This window comes from Sorangium sp. So ce119 (assembly GCF_051524405.1).
GTDB classification, from domain to species: domain Bacteria; phylum Myxococcota_A; class Polyangia; order Polyangiales; family Polyangiaceae; genus Sorangium; species Sorangium cellulosum_G.
Window position 1 is genome coordinate 9,770,327 of record NZ_CP150310.1, and the last position, 19,102, is coordinate 9,789,428.

Annotated in this window: 9 protein-coding genes; 5 read left to right on the top strand and 4 right to left on the bottom strand. The window is 69.2% G+C overall.

The genetic code is table 11. The features are described 5' to 3' along the window. Window positions 1-749 precede the first annotated feature (749 nt). The 3 genes from WME76_RS36905 to WME76_RS36915 form a co-directional block, all read right to left on the bottom strand. Window positions 750-1,571 carry an RHS repeat domain-containing protein gene (locus tag WME76_RS36905; RefSeq protein WP_437956876.1) on the bottom strand — a complete coding sequence of 274 codons (822 nt, stop codon included), beginning with the start codon at window positions 1,569-1,571 and terminating at the stop codon, window positions 750-752. Window positions 1,572-1,675: 104 nt separating this feature from the next. After that, complete coding sequence (locus tag WME76_RS36910; protein ID WP_437956877.1) at window positions 1,676-2,170, bottom strand: DUF4279 domain-containing protein; 495 nt, start codon at window positions 2,168-2,170, stop codon at window positions 1,676-1,678. Continuing rightward, complete coding sequence (locus tag WME76_RS36915) at window positions 2,167-11,325, bottom strand: SpvB/TcaC N-terminal domain-containing protein (RefSeq protein ID WP_437956878.1); 9,159 nt, start codon at window positions 11,323-11,325, stop codon at window positions 2,167-2,169. Before WME76_RS36915 ends, WME76_RS36910 begins: the two co-directional genes overlap by 4 nt. Window positions 11,326-11,574: 249 nt before the next feature. Here WME76_RS36915 and WME76_RS36920 point away from each other — a divergent pair, with 249 nt between their 5' ends. Together WME76_RS36920 and pheA are read left to right on the top strand one after the other, a co-directional pair. After that, window positions 11,575-12,435, top strand: coding sequence for a hypothetical protein (locus WME76_RS36920; RefSeq protein ID WP_437956879.1), 861 nt, complete (start codon window positions 11,575-11,577; stop codon window positions 12,433-12,435). Between the two features lie 297 nt (window positions 12,436-12,732). Further along, the gene (pheA, locus tag WME76_RS36925; RefSeq protein ID WP_437956880.1) at window positions 12,733-13,812 is read left to right on the top strand and encodes a prephenate dehydratase; all 1,080 of its coding nucleotides are present in this window, start codon (window positions 12,733-12,735) and stop codon (window positions 13,810-13,812) included. Window positions 13,813-13,897: 85 nt separating this feature from the next. Here the strand turns inward: pheA and WME76_RS36930 are convergent, their stop codons facing one another. After that, window positions 13,898-14,458, bottom strand: coding sequence for a Uma2 family endonuclease (locus WME76_RS36930; protein WP_437956881.1), 561 nt, complete (start codon window positions 14,456-14,458; stop codon window positions 13,898-13,900). Window positions 14,459-14,573: 115 nt separating this feature from the next. On the opposite strand from WME76_RS36930, the gene WME76_RS36935 reads away from it, so the two are divergent. The 3 genes from WME76_RS36935 to WME76_RS36945 are packed head-to-tail and all read left to right on the top strand — an operon-like array spanning window position 14,574 to window position 19,007. Then, complete coding sequence (locus WME76_RS36935) at window positions 14,574-15,254, top strand: methyltransferase domain-containing protein (protein WP_437956882.1); 681 nt, start codon at window positions 14,574-14,576, stop codon at window positions 15,252-15,254. A 17-nt stretch (window positions 15,255-15,271) separates the two neighbouring features. Beyond that, window positions 15,272-17,578: a glycosyltransferase gene (locus tag WME76_RS36940; RefSeq protein WP_437956883.1), complete on the top strand. Its 2,307-nt coding sequence runs from the start codon at window positions 15,272-15,274 to the stop codon at window positions 17,576-17,578. Between the two features lie 13 nt (window positions 17,579-17,591). Then, the gene (locus WME76_RS36945) at window positions 17,592-19,007 is read left to right on the top strand and encodes a DUF362 domain-containing protein (protein ID WP_437956884.1); all 1,416 of its coding nucleotides are present in this window, start codon (window positions 17,592-17,594) and stop codon (window positions 19,005-19,007) included. Window positions 19,008-19,102 lie beyond the last annotated feature (95 nt).

Below are 19,102 nucleotides of genomic sequence, written 5' to 3' on the forward strand. Positions count from 1 at the left end.
TCAGCCCAGGTGCCTCATCAGCACTTCGAGCAGCTCGTCGCATGTTACCGCCTCACGCCTTCCTGTAGATGTGTAGTCCGTCGCCGCAGGCCCGGACGCCAGCTCACACTCACAATCATACGTGCCGCACTCCTTGTCGAATACACTAACACACACAAGGCGACGCGGCTCCGAGGTACTGACAATACGCGCCCCGCGTCCGGGCTCACCAGCTCCACCATGCGACCGACCGTGTCGTACCTCGCCTCCGTGGAATCATGATAGCCAGGAGAAACATCAACTATCGCTTCTCCGTGTGTACTCTCCACGAGTAACCTGGACCGGCCAACAAAGCTTCATTACCGCACCAGAGTTCCCAGTTCTGTTCGATGCTGGCATCTCCGGGTAGATGGTCGCAGAATACAGACAACCGGAGCCCACCGGAGAACACCAAACATATGTCCCAGGCCGGAGCGTAACATGTCGCCCTCACGAGCGTTTGGTTTCGCAGAGCCTCAAGAGATCGAGCAATATCATCGGTTCCTCGATCACTGCTTGAGAGAGGCGCCACGTCGCCGTCCAATCGCCATGAACACCAAATCAGAAACCGAAACTCTCCCTGAAATGATCTTATCTCTTCGCCTTCCTCTGCATTTCGCAGGAGCCGCTCACGAGGAATTCGAGCACCAAGCGCCAGCGAGAAGGACGACCCGCCCAGTCCTCCCGCACCAACGTACCAGCAACGCTTCCCTACCACAGCGTTGATCCTCTCAGAGATTACGCCCGGGATTGACTCTTCGATTGCCGTCACTTGGACTCTCTATTCTTTTCGAAACGACGCCCTGATCTCGTGGGCCAACTCCAGAAGCTAACCCTCCATCTACGCCAATGCCATAACCGCACATCGTATCGTCCGGGTCGATGCTCTGTTCTGGACTGTCCAGAGGTCCCACGAACGATCGACATACGTCATCGGCACATTTCTCTGCCAGACCGGTCGGATCCACCAACCTGAGCGGGTTGTTCCGCATATACGTGTACACTCCCAGGTGGATCGGGTCGTACACACCGCCGTTGGTCCTGCGGGCCATGTACTCGCCGAGGGTCGGATCCGGGCTCAGCCACCCCCCGAGCCGCGGCTCATAGCTCCGCGCTCCGTAGTGGTAGAGTCTCGTCGACAGGTCGAGTTCCTTGCCGGTGAACAGGTACGGCTGCCGGTTCTGGAACCGTAAGTCCGACTCGTCGACCCACAGCTCCCCGCTCGGCAGGTACTCGACGCGCTGGCTCAGCTCCTGGTCCTGGTCGGTGACGTACTGCGTGCTCCCGAGGTGGTTCGAGTGGCAGTACATCACCGGCGGTCTCTGGAACCAGTCCGCGTCGATCTTGCTCGCCAGCCGCGTCTCGCCCGCGAAGATGTGCTTCGTGGCGATCACCCCGTTGCGCACCACGAGGTGCTGATCGACGTACGCCTTCTCCTCCTCGCCCGCCACTCCGTGCCGGTGTACCCGTCGCTCCTCGGCGCCGTCATACAGCGCGCGCCGAAATCCCGGTCCGTAGTCGTGGCCGCGACGAGGGGGGGAAACCACTTCCACCCCCATCGAACACAAGGCGGACGGCGCCAAGTGGACCTGCGCCGGTCCCGCATTATTGGCAACCCGCGGTACACAACGATTGCCGGAGTGAATCGGCAATTTACCTACCTGACTTGCTGCCAATCCTCACCGAAGAAATACACGTCAAAGCCGCACTCCAGCCCGAGGTCACTCAATGGACGCATTTGCTCCGGCCAAAGCGTCGGACCGCCATGTCCGTGCGCCGACCACCACACACAGCTGACGTCCATCTTCACGCCTCGAGTCTGTTGAAGCTTGAGCAGCGCCTCTCGAACCGGGTAAATAGCGCCAATAATCCAGTCGAGATGATGCCTCAAGTCCTTCGACGAAACCTTGGTTTCGGAAGAAATAAACCAACCGTTAACTCCAATGACCCTGGCACGACCGACGCTGTTGACCCTCACCTCTCCTTTCACTTGAACACTGTCCGGTTCCACGGCGAGCCGCCTAGTAATTTCCTGCGGATGAATACACTCGGCGTATATGCGCAGAGTAGCATCTGCTCGTTCGCAGGTAGGATACAGCTCATTATAGGGAGTTCTTCGAGACTCCATAAAGTCCTGCCCATCGTTACTCATGGTACGTACGCCAATAGGTTGTCAATTACATTTCCCACTTCGTCCACGTAATCCCCGGACGACAGAATCTTCCCATGAAAGTTCGGAGGAAGCCCGCGCTCGGTCTTTAGGGCCTCCAGTGCGCGGCCCCACTCTCGCCGGGATAGGTTCATCCCGAGTGCCTCATTCAGCCCCTGCGCGGTTCCAGGGTTGATCTTGTTTCCGCCTGTCTGCAGCGCTCTGAGGGCAGCCGCACCGACGGTGTTCTCTCCGAATATGCCGGATCCAGCCTTTGCGGCAAGAGCTTCCGCCTTCGTGATGGCCTTCCGCGCAGTCAGCCTGGCCAGCGCCTTGCCTCCGGTCGTCAACAGGGCTTTGAGTGCGCCTCCAGCGCCCAGCAGGTCGATCGGATCGACCAGTGGGGTCTCTACGGGTACATCTTCCCTGGCGACCCGATCCGCGTGCTCCCTCGCCGCCTGCTCTTGCCTTATCTCATGCAGCTGCACGATAGTGGGACTCACGCTCACGCATCCGCCGGAGGTACATTCTGTGGCGGCTCGTTCGACGCTCTGAGCCTCGGAGTCCAAAGCTCCCGCATACGATTCGCAGCTACCGCCGGCGCATGTCTCACTCATCCCGGTCGGGTCGACGAACCTCAGCGGATTGTTCCGCGTGTACGTGTACACCCCCAGGTGGATCGGATCGTACACCCCGCCGTTCGGCGCCCCCTGCATGTACTGATCGAGGATCGGATCCGGGCTCAGCCAGACCCCGAGCCGCGGCTCATAGCTCCGCGCCCCGTAGTAGTAGAGCCCCGTCGACAGGTCGAGCTCCTTGCCGGTGAACAGGTACGGCTGCCGGTTCTGGAACCGCGAGTCCGACTCGTCGACCCACAGCTCCCCGCTCGGCAGGTACTCGACGTGCTGGCTCAGTTCCTGGTCCTGGTCGGTGACGTACTGCGTGCTCCCGAGGTGGTCGGGGTGGTAGTACATCACCGGCGGTCTCTGGAACCAGTCCGCGTCGATCTTGCTCGCCAGTCGCGTCTCGCCCGCGAAGATGTGCTTCGTCGCGACCACCCCGTTGCGCACCACGAGGTGCTGGTCGACGTACGCCGTCTCCTCCTCGCCGGCCACCCCGTGCCGGTGCACCCGTCGCTCCCCGGCGCCGTCGTACAGCGCGCGCGACACCTCCTGGTTGTTCTCTCTCACCGACACCAGCCGGTTGTCCTCGTCCCAGCCCAGGGTGCGCTGCAGGTTATCCCGGTATCTCCACTCCTTGTGGTTGCCGTTCGCGTCGTAGAACAGCTCCCGCAGCCGAGGGTTCGCCTCGGCATGTACGAACTCGTCCACCTGATTCGCCGCGTGCGGCCGCGACCCGGTGTAGCGGTACTCGTTGCGGTACGTCCTCTCCTGGATGACGCCCTGTTTCTCCCACTCCCCGGCCGGGGGGCCCCATTTCGGCGCGTACCGGGCCACCTCCTGCCCCTTCCTCTTCACGTTCCCGAGCACGTCGTACGCGATCTCCAGCGCGTACCCCTGCCGCTCGTTCCCCCGCTCCTGGTAGGTGCCCGATGCCTCGGTGAGCTGATTCAGGTCGTCGTACGCGAACCGCTGCTCGGTCCTCGCGACCATCACCGCCCCGCCCAGCGACTCGTCGAACTGCGCCTCGTTGCGCAGCGCGAGCACGTTGCCCACGAGGTCGTAGTCGTACCGCAGCCGCTGGAACGCCCTCGGCCCGCGCCCCATCCGCCGCATCTGCGCCGACTGATGATCCGCGTCCACGTCCGACAGCCGCCGCGTCGACGGGTCGTATCGGTACTTCGTCTCGACCCCGTTGCCCGCCACCACCCGCACCCGCCGACCGTGCTCGTCGTACCCGATGTGCCTCAGGTACTCCGTCGTCCTCGGCTCGTCCGGGTGCTGCGGATTGACCTGCTGGTTCTCCCCGACCGCCGACACCAAGAGGCCGCCGCGGTCGTACCCGTAGCGCACGACCTCCTCGCCCGAGCCGGGGAAGTGTAGCTCCTGCATCCGACCCAGCGAGTCGAACACGTACTTCAGCCCCGCCTGGTACGGCCCCCGGTGCGGCTCGCGCAGCCGCGGGAACTCCGCCGAGAGCTCGGCCACGTTGCCGAACCGGTCATAGCGGTAGCTCCGCGTCCCCGCCACGCTCGTCTCCTGCTCCAGCCGCCCCGCGCGGTTGCCCTGCGCATCGCCGGCCTCCTCGGGGCTGCCGTACGCGTACACAACGTCCTGCGTCACCGGATAGTCGATCTTCCTCAGCCGGTTGAAATCGTACTCGTACCGGATGAGCTGCCCGCCCCGCGCGAGCTCCGCCGTCTGCTTCCCGCGAAGGTTCCCGGCGAGGTCGTAGCGCCACTCGGTGCGCCCCGCGTCGGGGCTCACCAGCTCCACCATCCGGCCGACCGTGTCGTACCTCGCCTCCGTCGCGTTGCTCCGCGCGTCGGTCACCCGCACCAGCTCGCTCAGCGGGTTGTGCGCGTACCGCGTCACGATCTGCTGCTCGACCTCGTCGATCGTGTTCCACTCCTCCACCGCCGCGATCCGCCCGCCCACGTCCCGGTAGGTGTTGCGCGACTTGCCGTTCGCGTCGATCACCGTCTCCTGGAACAGGAGCTGCCCGTCGAACTGCACAACGTCGCGCTCGACCCGCGTCTGCGCGTACCCGCCCGTCAGCGTCGCCTTGGGGTCCGGCACCTCGACAAGCCGCGTCCGCGACAGCACGTCGTGCTCGAAGCGCGTGCTCCGCAAGAGCTCCACGGCCGTGAACGTCGTGTCCGGCTCCGCGCTGAACACCGGCTGTCCCTGCTCCACCACCCGACCGAGCGCGTCGAACACCACCGCGCCGCTGACGGTCATCCCGACCTCGGTGCCCGTGCCCGTGTCGCGCTCCAGGTCCTTCTTCGTCTGGATCACCCGCCCGAGGCCATCCGCGAACGTCACCGTCACGATCGGGTCGTCCGGGTGCTCCACGTCCTTGTGGCTCGTCCTCGCCCACGCCGGCATCGCCGTCGACTGATCCGGCTGGAGCGCATACTCGAGCCCGACCGCCGGCTCGCCCTGCCCATCGAGCTCGTCCTCGCTCCAGATCTTGCTCGGCGTGCAGTCGACCGGGAGCGCCTGCGCCTCGGTGAGGTCGTTCGGCCCCCAGACCCCGATCAGCCGGCCGAAGTCGTCGTATCGATGCGCGATCGTGTGCCCGTTGACATCGGTCTCCTGCGCCACGGTGCCGTACAGCACGTTGGGCACGCTGTTCGAGCGGTACCCGAAGCTGTCGACCACGCACGTCCGGTAGCTGCGCGTCAGCTCATCGTAGCCGTAGGTCAGCGTGTAGCTGTTCGGGTCGGTGAAGGTCTCGAGGTTGCCCAGGTCATCGTAGTCGAAGCGCCACGTCGCCTCGTCGCCGGCGTACAGCGACCCGTCCGGACGCTTGCCCCCGGTGATGACGTTCGTGAGCGTCTCGAGCGCGCCCGTGCTGGGCCAGTACGTCGCCGTGCGCTCGCGCAGGACGCGTCCTTCCGTGTCCGTCGTCCGGACGAGCTTCGGCTTCCTGATGTACGGTGCGTCGTCCTTCTCGTACTCGACGTGGTGGTGCACGTCGTCGGCCGTCGTCCCCTCCTCGCCGTACACGTACACGCCGGTGAGGTTGCCCTCCTCGTCATGGGACCGCGTCTCTCGCGTGCTCTTGTGGGTCGCCTCCGGGTCGTCCGTGGTCCCCTCGTAGAACGCGCTCCTTCGCTCCGTCTCCCTCGGGAAGAACCACCCGTTCGCCGCGATGTGCGCCAGGTCCGGCGAGAGGTGGTCGATCTCCTCCACCGTGTAGAGCATCCCGTCGCCGTCACGCAGCGCCGAGCGCGCCAGGAATCCTCGCCGGTAAACGTCTTCATTCCAATAGCCGGCCTCCTCGATCGCCATCGCGGAGACCCCATCCTCGTCGAGCGTCGTCGTCGTGACATGCCGGTACCCGAGGTCCACCCGCTCGTCCCGGTGGTACACCCCGTCCACGAACGTCTCGATGCGCGTCCGGTACGTGTGCACCCCGTGCGCGCCGCTCACGCCCTCCACGCCGTCGCGCACGACCACATCGCTCAGCACCCACTGGCTCGACGGCATGTCCACCGCCGCCGTGCGATCGTCCGCCTCCGTGCGCGCGTCGTCCATCGGCAGGCCATTCTCGTCCACCGGCCCGCCCGCCGGCACCTCTCTCGGCACAACCAGGTTGCCCTCGCGCCGGTAGTCGATCTCCACGCTCCCTCCCAGCGGGCGGTGTACCCGCCACAGGAGGTTCGCCTTGCCGATCGTGTTCCTCCGCGCCCGCACCGCGCTGTCGCCGTCCTGCTTCAGCACGTGATCGGCCAGCCCGTCGCCGTCGATGTCCTCGAACCCGAGGTGCGACGCGCCGGTTCCCTCGGAGTAGTAGACCGACCCGCCGATGCAGACGAAGTAACAGACCTGGAGCGACACGCTGCCGTCGAGGCTCTCCGAGCGCCGGAAGCTCACCGCATCGCCGCTCCCCATGAACGCGTATTCCGGTGGGTCGATGTTCACGCCCCAGCCGCCGGCCGGCCACTCCTCCTCTGCCGCGAACCGGTCGCCGAGGTTGAGCTGCACCCGGAAGGACGCCTCCGCCGGATCCTTCATCACCTTGTCGGGCAGCCCGTCGCCGTTCACGTCCGCGAAGTCCACGATCGTGCGCGCCGTCGTGCGTGTGTACCCGATCCCCGCGCCCACGCTCGCGCTCACAGCGCCGCTGGAGCCGCCTGCGTTCGCCCCGAACCCGACGCTCTGCGCGCCCGTGTCCTCCAGCCGCACCGCCTCCACGCCCGCCGCGTCCGTGAAGAAGCCCAGCACCTCGCCCAGCGCATCGTTCAGCGCGCCCGCGTTGAAGCTGGCCTTGTTGAACCCGCCCCGCTGCCACGGCACCGGCGCCGTGAACCGATACCCGAGGTTCAGCGCCACCGTCATCTGCCCGCTCTCGGGGTTCTGCGCCACCTGGTCGACAAGCCCATCGCCGTTGATGTCGATGAGCTCCACGTGCGCCGCCGATAGCCCGTAGCTGGTCCCGGCGCTGAAGCTCGTGCGCAGGTAGCCTTGCGAGCGCCCCCGGCTGTCGGTCTTGTTGAGCGTCTGCTCCTCCTCGTCTCCCCCGCTGAACGTGAGCGACGCGAGGTCGCCGCTCAGCCGCACCGTCCGGTGCTCCACCCGCCGCAGCGCGTCCGGCAGCGAGAACGACGCGCTCGCACCGAACCCCGCGCCCGTGTTGAGCGCCGCGCCCTCGCGCGTCACGCTGTCCGGATAGCGGTCGCCGTTCAGATCGATCAGCTCCAGATCCGTCGTCGTGCTGCCGAAGCTGTAGCCCCCGCCCACGGGGCCTGCGCCCGCCGTCAGCTCCGCGTTCCACGTCTCCGCGTAGCGCACGCTGCCCCGCTGGCGCCGCCCCGAGAGCCGCCCCACCACCGACGGCAGCACCCGATCGCCGCCCACGAACGCCTCCGACGACGCCGCGCCCCAGACCGGCGCGCCTTCCTCCGGCGAGAGCGGCACCGCGAGCGTGAACCCGCGCTCGGGATCGCGCGTCGGGAACAGGATGTCCGCCTCGGAGAACGCGCGGTCTCCGTTCATGAAGCCGACCGACCAGCCGTGGAATCCGCCGGCGGTCGGATCCTGCGGCGCCCCGTCGACAAGCGCCTCGGACGCAGGATCGGGCACGAGGAAGGCGACCTGGACCGGCTCCCCATCGATGCTGGCGCTGTTCAGGACCGCGAAGCCCCCGGGCGTCTGCTCCGAGAAGAGCGTCACGTAGATCGGCTCGCCGGCCTGGACCTCCAGGTCGACGGTTACGGGATACGCGGTTCCAGCGCTGCTCGGCGCCGAATACGACTGCTTGTACAGCAGCCGGTGAACGCCCTGGACCAGCAGCGTCAGCGGCTGGGCAAGCGTGCTCGTCCCCGGCACCACCAGCGTCCCCTCGAGCCGCGCGGTCCCCGTCTCCGGCGCGATCCACGGCGCCCGGCGCGCCGGCCTCCACCGCCGCACCGGCATCGCCACGTACGGCTGCTGCTGGAGGAGCGCCACCGGCAGCGCCGCGTCCTCGGCCGTGTCGCTGTCCAGCTTGCAGCCGGCGCGCCCGTTCGGCTGGATCGCGCACGCCACCGGCCCGCAGCGTCGCTCACCCGTCCGTCGATCGGCGCGGCAGTAGGTCCGGTAGTCGACCGTCGGCGTCCACGCGACGCGCGCCGGGTCGTCGGGCACATCCGACTTCACCCGGAACCACAGCCGATCGCCCTCCTTCACCTCGACAAGGCCGTTCGCGTCGCCATGGATCCGCCCCGCGAGCGCCAGCACCCCTGCGTCCGCGCTCACCACCTCCTCATCCATCACGCTGCGGAACGTGCCCTCGCTCTCCCGCGCGATCGAGACCCGCAGCGCATCGCTCGTCGACGCCTTCACCAGATCGCCCGTGATGCTCACGAGGCCGTCCGACGACGCCACCCACGGCACCTCGGGCTGCCCTCCGAGGCGGTGATCCTCGGCGTACGCGAATCGATGGATGGGCCGGCCGTCCGGCCCCACGTGCCCGAGCAGCTCCTCGCCGACCTCGTAGGTGATCGACGGGCTCCACGACAGCAGGTCGGACGCCGTGTTCACCGCCCGCTCCGGGTCGATCTCGGGCGCCGCGCTGACCCGGAAGTAGAGGCGATCGCCCGCGATCACGTGGACCGAGAGCGCCGCGCCCCCGCAATCGCCCGCGCCCACCGCGCACGGCCCGAGCTCGTCCGGACCGAACACGTGGCTGAACAGCGGCGGCAGCTCCCCGTTGCGAACCAGCTCCACCCGCACCCCGTCGCCCCCCGCCTCCTGCTTCTGGAGCACGCCCTCGATGCGCACATCCCCCTCGAACGGCGCGGTCCACCGGAGCATCGGGTCGGCCGGATGGAAGTCCGCGCGCGACGCCAGCGTGAAGTCCGGGTTGCCCGAAGGCGCGCTGTCGTCGAGGGTCCCCCAGTCCCTCACGCCCTGGAACCCGCCGCGTCGATCGTTGATCGCCACCTGGAGCTGCCCGAGCGCTCCGACCGACACGAGGTCAGGGAGCCCGTCGCCGTTGAGATCCGAGACGACCCGCTCGTCTTCCGCCCGGCTCCGCGTGTACGCCGCCGACGCGCTGAGCGCATCGCCCACATTGATGCCGGCGTGAACGCTCCATCCCGAGGTGTCCGTGAACCCGAGATCGTCGCTGGTGAGCCCGCTGAGGTGGAACGGATCGAGGTGATTCCCGTCGGGAAGGCGCAGCAGGTTGCGCAGCGCGTCCCCGCCGTCGCCGGCGAAGTCGGGCAATCCGTCGCCGTTCAGATCGAGCAGGCTGGCACGCGTCGTCTGGTTGCCGCTGTAACCGCCGCCGCCCACGCTGACGATGCCGAGCAGCCCCACGGACACGCTGCCGCCGAACGTCGAGTCCTCCGTGCGCGACAGGCCACGTTGAGACCACGCCTGCCCCCACGTCACGGCGTCTGCCGCGAACGCGGCGGGCTGCCCCGTCGCGGTGCGCGGCGCGGCGAAGTACTCGAACGTGTGCCGATAGAGCTCCTGGCTCGTGAGCGTGCCGTCGGCGCTGCGGCTCCCCTTGCCGCGCACCGCGATCGCCTGGAGCACGCTCTTGCCGAAGTCGCCCTGCGCGTACTCGAGCGCAATGCTGCGGATGACGGTATCGCCGAACCGCACGTCCACGCGCGCGAGCCGCTGGCTGGTCTGCTCCAGAAAGCCCGGCCTGCCGCTCAGCATCACGTCCGGGCGCCCGCCCTCCGAGATGAAATCCACGGCGTATGCTGCGTCCACGCCCTGCGACGTGTTGGCCGTGTACTCGATTCGCTCGGGGTGCACCTCGACGCGCGGCGCCGGGCCGGTGGCGTCCGACCAGCGCGCGTGATGGATGAACATCTGGTTGCCGAACGGATCGCGGACCTCTTCCAGGTACCAGCGGAACACGTTGCTCGGACGGCCCGGGTCCGGATCGGCGAGCCGCGCTGTCGCGCTGCGCCCGTAGACATACGTCGTCCCGTCCTTGTCCGTGACCTCCCACGAATAGCTGTCGGGTCCTGTCCCGTGGCGCAGGATCCTCGCGAAGCGCCCTTCCACCCGCTGCCGGTAGACCTGCGGCTCGCCCGACGCGTCGCCGGTCCGCACGAGCTCGCTCCCGTCGAGCGCGTACCGCTCCTCACCCGTCGCGTACGTCGGTACGCCGAAGCGCGTGTCGATCTCCACCCGCGACAGCCGCAGATCCCAGCCCACGCCGAGCCAGCCATTGCGATGCTCGCTGTCGTAGCGGATGGCGAGCGACGGCTGGATGCCGTTGCGCCCCGGCGGGACCTCGATCGGGTGGCTCAGATGCGCCGAGCCGCTCGAGTTCGCCTCCGGCGGCGCGATCATCGTCACGCCGGCGAGCGGGCTGCCGAGCGCGAGCCCCTTGATGCTGCTCGGATCGAACGAGCGCGCCCCGGGCGCGTCGGGCATCGCCAGCGTGGCGTTGATGAAATCGGTGAAGTGATCGGTCAGGCTCGCCAGCGTCCCCTTGGCGGCCTCGCCGGCCCGCTCGACGCGCTGCCACGCGCCGAGCGCCTCGTCGAAATAGAAGCCGGTGATGTGCTGCGCCGTCATCCCCGGCGGAATGGCGTGCTCGTCGTAAGGCAGCGTCAGCCGCACGGGCTTCTTGAACCTGAGCCCGTGCGGCCCGAAGCGGTAGGCTTTCCCTCCAGGCGTGACATTGACCATCGCGCTCCCCATCGGCCGCACGTCGCCTGGGTCGAGCGGGCGAATCGTGATCCGCACCGGCTCGTCCACCGCGCCCTCGGGGATCTCCAGCGCGGCCCCCGCGAACGCCACCACCCGGGCCTTGTCGGGGAGCACCATCTCGCCATGAGGCGCCCCCACGTCCTCGATGAGCGGCGCGTCGACACGAGGCCCCAGCGACAGACCCCCTGCGCCGTCGCTCGGCAACCGCAAAGGAACCGTGGAGAGCGCCACCCCGCCGCCCGGAGGCGACAGCGGCAAGAGGCGCGGCTCCGAAGGCCCGGCCAGCGCGAGGCCCTCGTGCCCCCGCCCGAGCAACAGCACCACAGCACAGCACACCACGAGACGATAGAACCAGCCCGCGTGTCGCATTCGAGATCCCCGATGCAAGGTTTGTTGTTGACGCCACGTATCCACAGCAGGACGCACCGTGTCAATACGCGACGAACGAGAGCCAGGAAGTCGCGCCGCCGTCCTCTCCGATCGCCGGACGCCCGCTATCGGAAGCTGCGCAAGAACATCGTTGCAGCAACATTCCGACGTCTGGCCCCGTTGAGCGCTGTTGACAGCGGCTCCTCATGAGCGACCATCCCCCGGTTGTGCTGAACCAGGAGGGAACCTGTGCCCCCGAATCGAACCGCCAAGAGCAAACCCGTCTCCAGCAAGGCTGAGCTCCGATCGTCCACGAAGACGCCGACCCCGCGAACGAAACGCCCGGGCCCCCCGCGCGCCGACGCGACCACCGACGAGGCGCTCCTAGCGCTGGACCCGACGTACGCGGCCGCGCCCGACATGCCCGTGAGCGTCGCGGAGCGCGAGCTCACCTCGCTTTCGCGCCTCGCGCACGCGCAGCAGGCGCGCTTCTCCAGGATCGGTATCACCGCCGACAAGGTGGATCTCCTCGCCCGCTTCGCGCGGCGCCTCGGCGCGCTCGAGAAAGCGTGGCAGAGGGCGCGCGGCGCCGTGAAGCTCACGGCCGCGCAGCGAAAGCTCCGCGACGAGGCCGAGGCGCTCGACGCGAAGCTCGTGGCCGGCGGCCGGTGGGGCTGCCGCAACGACGCCGCCGCCCAGGCAGAGCTCTCGCGCATCGCCGACGGCTCCGGCCTCGCGGACACCATCCAGGACCTGCGCGATCTCGTCGACTTCTGGTCCGACCACGAGAGCGCGCTCGGCGTGACCGACATCACCCGAAAGGATCTCGAGCGCGCCATCGCGCTCGCCGACGAGCTCGCGGAGGCCGCCGCCAACGAGGCCTCCGACGCGAGCGCCGCGCACGCCCTGGAGCTCCGCAACCGCTGCTTCTGGGCCGCCGACGAGCTCGCCAAGGAGATCCGCGAGGGCGGCCGCTACGCCTTTCGCGACCAGCCCAGGATCACAGCCAGATTCGTGTCGCGCTACCGGACGAGCTTGAAACGACGCTCCCGCCTCAAGGCCACGGCCACCGAGTCCGTCGCCGCCCCGGTGCTCGGCCCGGAAGCGTAACGTCTCCCGCGCCCGATCCTCCCGCGCCCGCGCCCGATCCTCCCGCGTCCGCGCCCGATCCTCCCGCGCCCGCGCCCGATCCTCCCGCGCCCGCGCCAGGAGCTCCCTCTTCCTCTGCGCCCTCACCGGTCCTCTCTCGCCCATCCGCTCCACGCGTCGAGCCCGCACGGATGCCGCTTCGCCCCTGACGCCCGTCTCCGTCGCGCGCGTTTCGCGCACGCCCCCGTGCCGAGGCGAGCCTTGCGCAGGGCCGCCCCCTGCGCTTTGATGGCCGCCCCTTCCGAGGTGGAGCAGCTCATGGCGACCCTGGACGAGCTTCGTGTGCGCATCGACAGCATCGACGACCGGATCCTCGAGCTCCTCGCCGAGCGGGCCGAGGTGGCCGTCGAGGTCGCGCACACGAAGCGCGCCGCGAACGCCACGCAGTTCCACGACCCGGAGCGGGAGCGGCGCGTCCTCACCCGGCTCCAGGCGAAGGGCGCGGGCCGCTTCCCGCGCGACGCCATCCGGGTGGTGTTCCGCGAGGTGATGAGCGCCTGCCTGTCGCTCGAGGAGCCCATGAAGGTCGCCTTTCCGGGCACCGAGGGCGCCTTCGCCGAGGTCGCGGCGCGGCACCTGTTCGGGCTGGCGGCCCGTTACCGCGAGACGGGCACGATCGAGGGCGTCTTCGACGCCGTGCGCGCAGGCGAGGCGGCCTGCGGCGTCGTCCCGGTCGAGAGCTCGACCGACGGGTCGGTGACGCTGACGGCCGACGCCCTGATCGAGAGCGACCTCCAGATCCGGCAGGAGCTCGTGCTCGACGTCGCGTACTGCCTGTTCAGCCAGGCGGCGGGGCTGAGCGGCGTCGCGCGGGTGCACGGGCACTCGCACGCGCTCTCGCAGTGCCGCCTCTGGCTCGCGAAGCACCTCCCCGGCGCGCAGATCGTCCAGACGGTCTCCGCCGCCGCGGCGGCGCACGAGGCCCTCGGCGACCCCGCCGCCGCGGCGATCGGCAGCCGCGGCGCGGGCGAGCTCTACGGCCTGCCGCTGCTGCGCGAGCGCATCCACGATCGCCCCGAGAACGCGACCCGCTTCATCGTCATCGCCCCGGGCGACGCGCCCCCGACGGGCACCGACAAGACGTCGCTCGTCTTCTCCGTGCAGGAGGAGCCCGGCGCGCTCCGCCGGGTGCTCGCCATCTTCGACGACGCGGCGATCAACCTCACGCGGATCGAGTCGCGGCCGAGCCGGCAGAAGCACTGGGACTACGTGTTCCTCGTCGATCTCGAGGGCCACCGGAGCGACCCGCGCGTCGCCGAGGCGGTCGAGCGGCTGCGCGCCCGCTGCGAGATGGTGAAGGTGCTGGGGAGCTACCCGCGCTCGACCGGCGCGCGCTGAGGCGGCAGCGCAGACACCACGCGCCGCGCCCGGCCGGCGTGTCCAGCGGGAGCCCGCTTCCACGGGTCCGGGAAGCTCTCTCGACCTATTCGAACAGCTCGTCCACCCGGCAGGAGAAGCCGGGCAAGGCGTCGCCGCCGTCGAGCGCGTCGCCGCGCCCCAGCACGCGGATCTGGTTGGGGGGCGTGAAGATCATCAGCCGGCCCGGCTCTGGATCCAGCACCCAGACGAGCTTCGCGCCGGCCGCGAGGTACTCCAGCGCCTTCTTGGCCAGCTCGGAGGCCGACTGGCTGTCTCCGACGACCTCGACCGCGACGTCCGGCGCCCCTTCGAGCCAGCCGTCGGCGCCGCGCCCCTGCGGCCTGCGATCCGCCCGGACCATGGCCACGTCGGGGCCGCGCAGGACGTCCGGATCATGGCCCAGCTTGGTGCCTGGGTCGCCCACGGCGACGCTCCAGCCCGGATGCTGGCGCGCATAAAGGCGGAGCAGCAGGTAGACATTGCCGGCGACCTCACCGTGCCGCCACGTGTTCTTCGTCACCGGCACCCACCTCCCCGCGTCGAGCTCTCCCGGTGCGTCGTCTGGATCGAGGCGCGCAGCGGCCTCGAAGGTCATGGCGGCCTGTCGAATTGCGGCGTTGCCCATCTGCCGGAGTCCTCGCCACAGGATAGCGCCACCCCCGAGCCGCAGGCCAGCCGCCTGCCTCCCGGGGCGCCGCCCCCCGGGTGAGGCACCGCGGCCCCCGTGCTATGGGGCGGCCATGCCGAACGTGGCCGGCGACATCGACGTGGAGGCGCTCAACGACCGCCTCGCCCGAGAGCACCCGATCGACGACTACTACGACAGCGCCCCGCTGCCGATCCGGCTCATCGAGCGCGAGCGGCTCGCCATCATCCGCGACATGCTCGGCGACTGCGCCGGCCTCGAGCTCGCCGAGGTCGGCTCGGGCGGCGGGCACGTGCTGCGGATGTTCCCGCGGGCGCGCATCACGGCGATCGACGTCTCCGACGTCTTCCTCGACACCGCCCGCAAGAACCTCGCGGGCTACGACGCGCGCTTCCTCAAGGGCGAGATCGACAGGCTCGACCTCCCCGCCGCGAGCTTCGATCGCATCATCTGCACCGAGGTCCTGGAGCACACGGTCGACCCGGCCGCCGTCCTCGCGGCCATCGCCCGCCTGCTGCGCCCCGCCGGGGTCGCCGCCATCACGGTCCCGAACGACCCGCTCATCGCGAAGCTGAAGGGCATCGTCCGCCGCACGCCGGTCGGCTACCTCCTGCGCGACCGCATCCAGTGGGGCGGCGACGTCTACCACCTGCACCAGTGGACGCCCGACGAGTTCGGCCGCCTCCTCGCGCGCCACTTCCGCGTGACCGAGCGCCGCGCCGCGCCGCACGACGCGCTGCCGATCCGCGCGTGCTTCCGCTGCGTCCCCCTGTGACCCCCCGCAAACCCACCATGCCCGAAACCCCCTCTGAGCTCGCTCCGGAGACGCCGCCCGAGACGCCGCCCGAGACGCCGCCCGAGACGCCGCCCGAGACGCCGCCCGAAACGTCGATCGAGCTCTCCGTCATCGTGCCCTGTCTGAACGAGGAGCTGAACATCCCCGAGCTCGCCGAGCGCGTCCTCGGCGTCTTCCGCGAGGGGAGCCTCGCCGGCGAGCTCATCCTCGTCGACGACGGCTCGACCGACGGTACGAAGACCACGATCGAGGCGCTCGCGGCCGCGCACGCCGGGCTCGTGGTGGGGTGCTTCCACCCGCAGAACCGCGGCATCACCGCGGCGTGGCGCACCGGCGCGGCCGCCGCCCGCGGCAAGCTCGTCGCCATCATCGACGCCGATCTCCAGTACCAGCCCGAGGACCTCCTGCGCCTCCGGCGCGAGCTCTACGAGCACAGCGTCGATGTCGTCCAGGGCTGGCGGAGCGCCGTCGGCCGGCGCCGGGACAGGCGGTATCACCTGAGCCGCGGGCTCAACTACCTCCTCAACAAGACCTTCGGCATGTCGCTCCAGGACAACAAGAGCGGCTTCGTGATGTGCGCGCGCGAGGTCTTCCAGGACCTGCTCACGTACGAGGGGAGCTACTTTTACTGGCAGTCGTTCATCCTGGTCGCCGCCCACGCCAAGGGCTACTCGTACAAGGAGGTCGAGACGCTCTTCGAGCAGCGGCGACAGGGCACCTCCTTCCTCGACCAGCGCGAGGTGAGCGCCGTCGCCAAGTCGTTTCACGACCTCGGCAAGGCGGTGTGGGAGTACCGCGTCGACAGGATCCCGGCCGACATCGCCACGCAGTACCTCCGCCGGCACCCGGTCACGAGCCGCTCGCCCGAGCGCGATCCGCTCACCACGGCGAAGTGGCGCGCGTACCTCGCCGCGTTCAACCACACCCACTGGATGATCACGCGCGACGTCGAGCACTATTACGAGACGCTGCGCAAGACGCAGTGGCTCGCGCCGGCGCAGACGCGCGAGCTCCAGGACGAGAAGCTGCGGCGGCTCATCCGCCACTGCTACCGCAACGTGCCTTATTACCGCGCGCGCATGCAGGAGCTCAGGCTCCGGCCCGAGGACATCCGCGGCCAGGACGACCTCCACAAGCTGCCGTTCCTCACGAAGGCGGATATCCGGCGCCACCTCTACTTCGACATCATGTCGGAGAACCACGACAAGTCGCAGGTCCTCAAGATCACGACCAGCGGCTCCACCGGCGAGCCGTTCGTCTGCTACGCCGACAGGGCGCAGCTCGAGTTCCGCTGGGCGGCCACGCTGCGCGCGCAGGAGTGGACGGGGTACCGCTTCGGCGACCCCACGGTGCGGCTGTGGCACCAGACGATCGGCATGACGAAGTGGCAGGCGGCCCGCGAGCGCGCGGACGCGATCCTGTCGAACCGGACGTTCATCCCGATCTTCGAGCTGTCCGACGACAACCTGAGCCAGATGATCGCGCGCATCGCCGACGTGCAGCCGGTGCTCATGGACGGCTACGCCGAGGCGCTCGATTTCCTCGCCCATTACGTCAAGAGCACCGGCAAGGTCGCGGCCCGGCCGCGCGCGATCATGTCGAGCGCGCAGACCTTGCCGCTGCCGAGCCGCCGGCTCATCGAGGAGGCGTTCGGCTGCAAGGTCTTCGACAAGTACGGGAGCCGCGAGTTCTCGGGCATCGCGTACGAGTGCGACGCGCACGAGGGCCACCACGTCGTGGCCGAGGGCTACCTCGTCGAGGTCCTGCGCGACGGGCGCCCCGCGGAGCCCGGCGAGATCGGAGAGGTCGTGATCACCGATCTCAACAACTTCTGCATGCCGTTCGTGCGGTACCGCATCGGCGATCTCGCCGAGGCGATGGATCCGGCCGTGCCGTGCCCGTGCGGCCGGGGGGCGCCGCGCGTGGGCCGCATCGAGGGGCGGGTCCAGTCCATCATCCGGGGGACGGACGGGCGGTATCTGCCAGGCACGTTCTTCGCGCACTATCTCAAGGAGTTCGATCACGCGATCAAGCGCTTCCAGGTGGTGCAGGAGGAGCGCGACGCGATCACGTTCCGGGTCGTGAAGGGCGGGCGGTTCTCGCAGCAGGTGCTGGACGAGGTGCTCGCGACGTTCCGCCATTACCTCGGCGAGCGGATGCGCATCTCCGTCGAGTTCGCGGACGACATCGCGCTCGTCCGCACGGGCAAGCACCTCGCGAGCGTCTCGCGCCTGAACGTCGACTTCCAGCGCGCCGCGCCGGCGGTGATCCTCTCGCCCGGCGAGAGCGGCGCGGGCGGTTGACGAGGAGCCCCCGATGGCAGCGACGATGAACCGCGTTGTGACGGTCTCGAGGCCGGGCGTGAGCTACGCCGAGCGCGCGCCGTTCGACCCGCCGAACCCTGTCTACGAGGCCGTCGAGGCGCTCTTCCGGCGGCTCGGCCTCGACGCGGCCCGCGCCGGCACGCCCGCGTGGAACCCGCTCGGCGACCTGATCGCGCCGGGCGACCGCGTGATCATCAAGCCGAACCTCGTCTCGTCGAAGAACCTCCACCAGAAGATCACGGGCGAGCGGCTCGCGGCCTCGAGCACGCACGGCTCGCTCCTCCGCCCCGTGCTCGACTACGCGCTCCGCGCCGCGGGCCCGCGCGGGCGGGTGCGCGTCGTCGACTCGCCTGTCGAGGGCTGCGAGATCGAGAAGGTCGCGGGCCCGCTCGGCATCTTCGAGGTGATCGACCACCTCAAGGCGCAGGGGCACGACATCGATTTCATCGACCTGCGTTATTTCCGGGTCGCGCCGGTGTTCGCCCTCGACGACGTGCGCCGCCTCGGCCGCTCGTGGAACCTCGGCCTGCTCCTCCGCCGCCGCCTCCCCGGCGATCCCCGGGGCTACCGGGTCGTCGACCTCGGCCGGGACAGCTTCTTCGCCGCCGCGGGCGCCCCGCGCTCCGGCGCGCTCCGGTTCCACCGCAGCCATTACGCGACGCCGGTGCCGCACCACAGCGGGGAGCGGCACGAGTACAGCATTCCCCAGACGCTCCTCGACGCGGATGTCGTCATCAACCTTCCCAAGCTGAAGACGCACAAGAAGACCGGTGTCACGCTCTCGCTGAAGAGCGTGATCGGATTGACCAACGAGAAGTACTGGCTCCCGCACTTCACCGAGGGCGACCCGTCGGTGGGCGGCGACGAGTTCGACCGGCCGCAGGGCCTCGGCGACGCGGTGGAGAACAAGCTGAGCCGGCTCCCGCTCCCGGGCGATCACTCGCTCGTGGCGCGCGCGCCGCGGCTCGCGGCGCCGCCGAAGGTCATCGACGGGAGCTGGGAGGGGAACAACACGCTCTGGCGGACGATCCTGGATCTCAACCGCATCCTGTTCTTCGCGGACCGGAGCGGCGCGCTGCGCGGGGAGCCGCAGCGGCGGTACCTGACGATCGTCGACGGCATCGTCGCCGGCGAGGGCGAGGGGCCGCTCGGGGCGACGCCGGTGCGCGCGGGGCTGCTGATCGGCGGGTTCGACCCGAGCGTGGTCGACGGGATCGCGTCGCAGGGGATGGGCTTCGATCCGGCGCGGATACCGCTCGTGCGGGAGTCGTTGGGTGGGGTGCTCTTGCCGGGGAGTCAGCTCGACGAGGTCGAGCACATCGTCGATGGTCCCGAGCCGGCGTACCTGTTCAAGCCGCCGCGGAGCTGGCCATCGCTGTTGCCACGCCTGGCCGGCGCGGCGGCGTGACGAGAGGGGGAGTAGCCCGCTTCCCGTCACGCGAGGATCCGTGGCGCGGTGATCTGATGGCCGGCGGGCTCAGGCCGTCACTGGTGCTCCGGCCC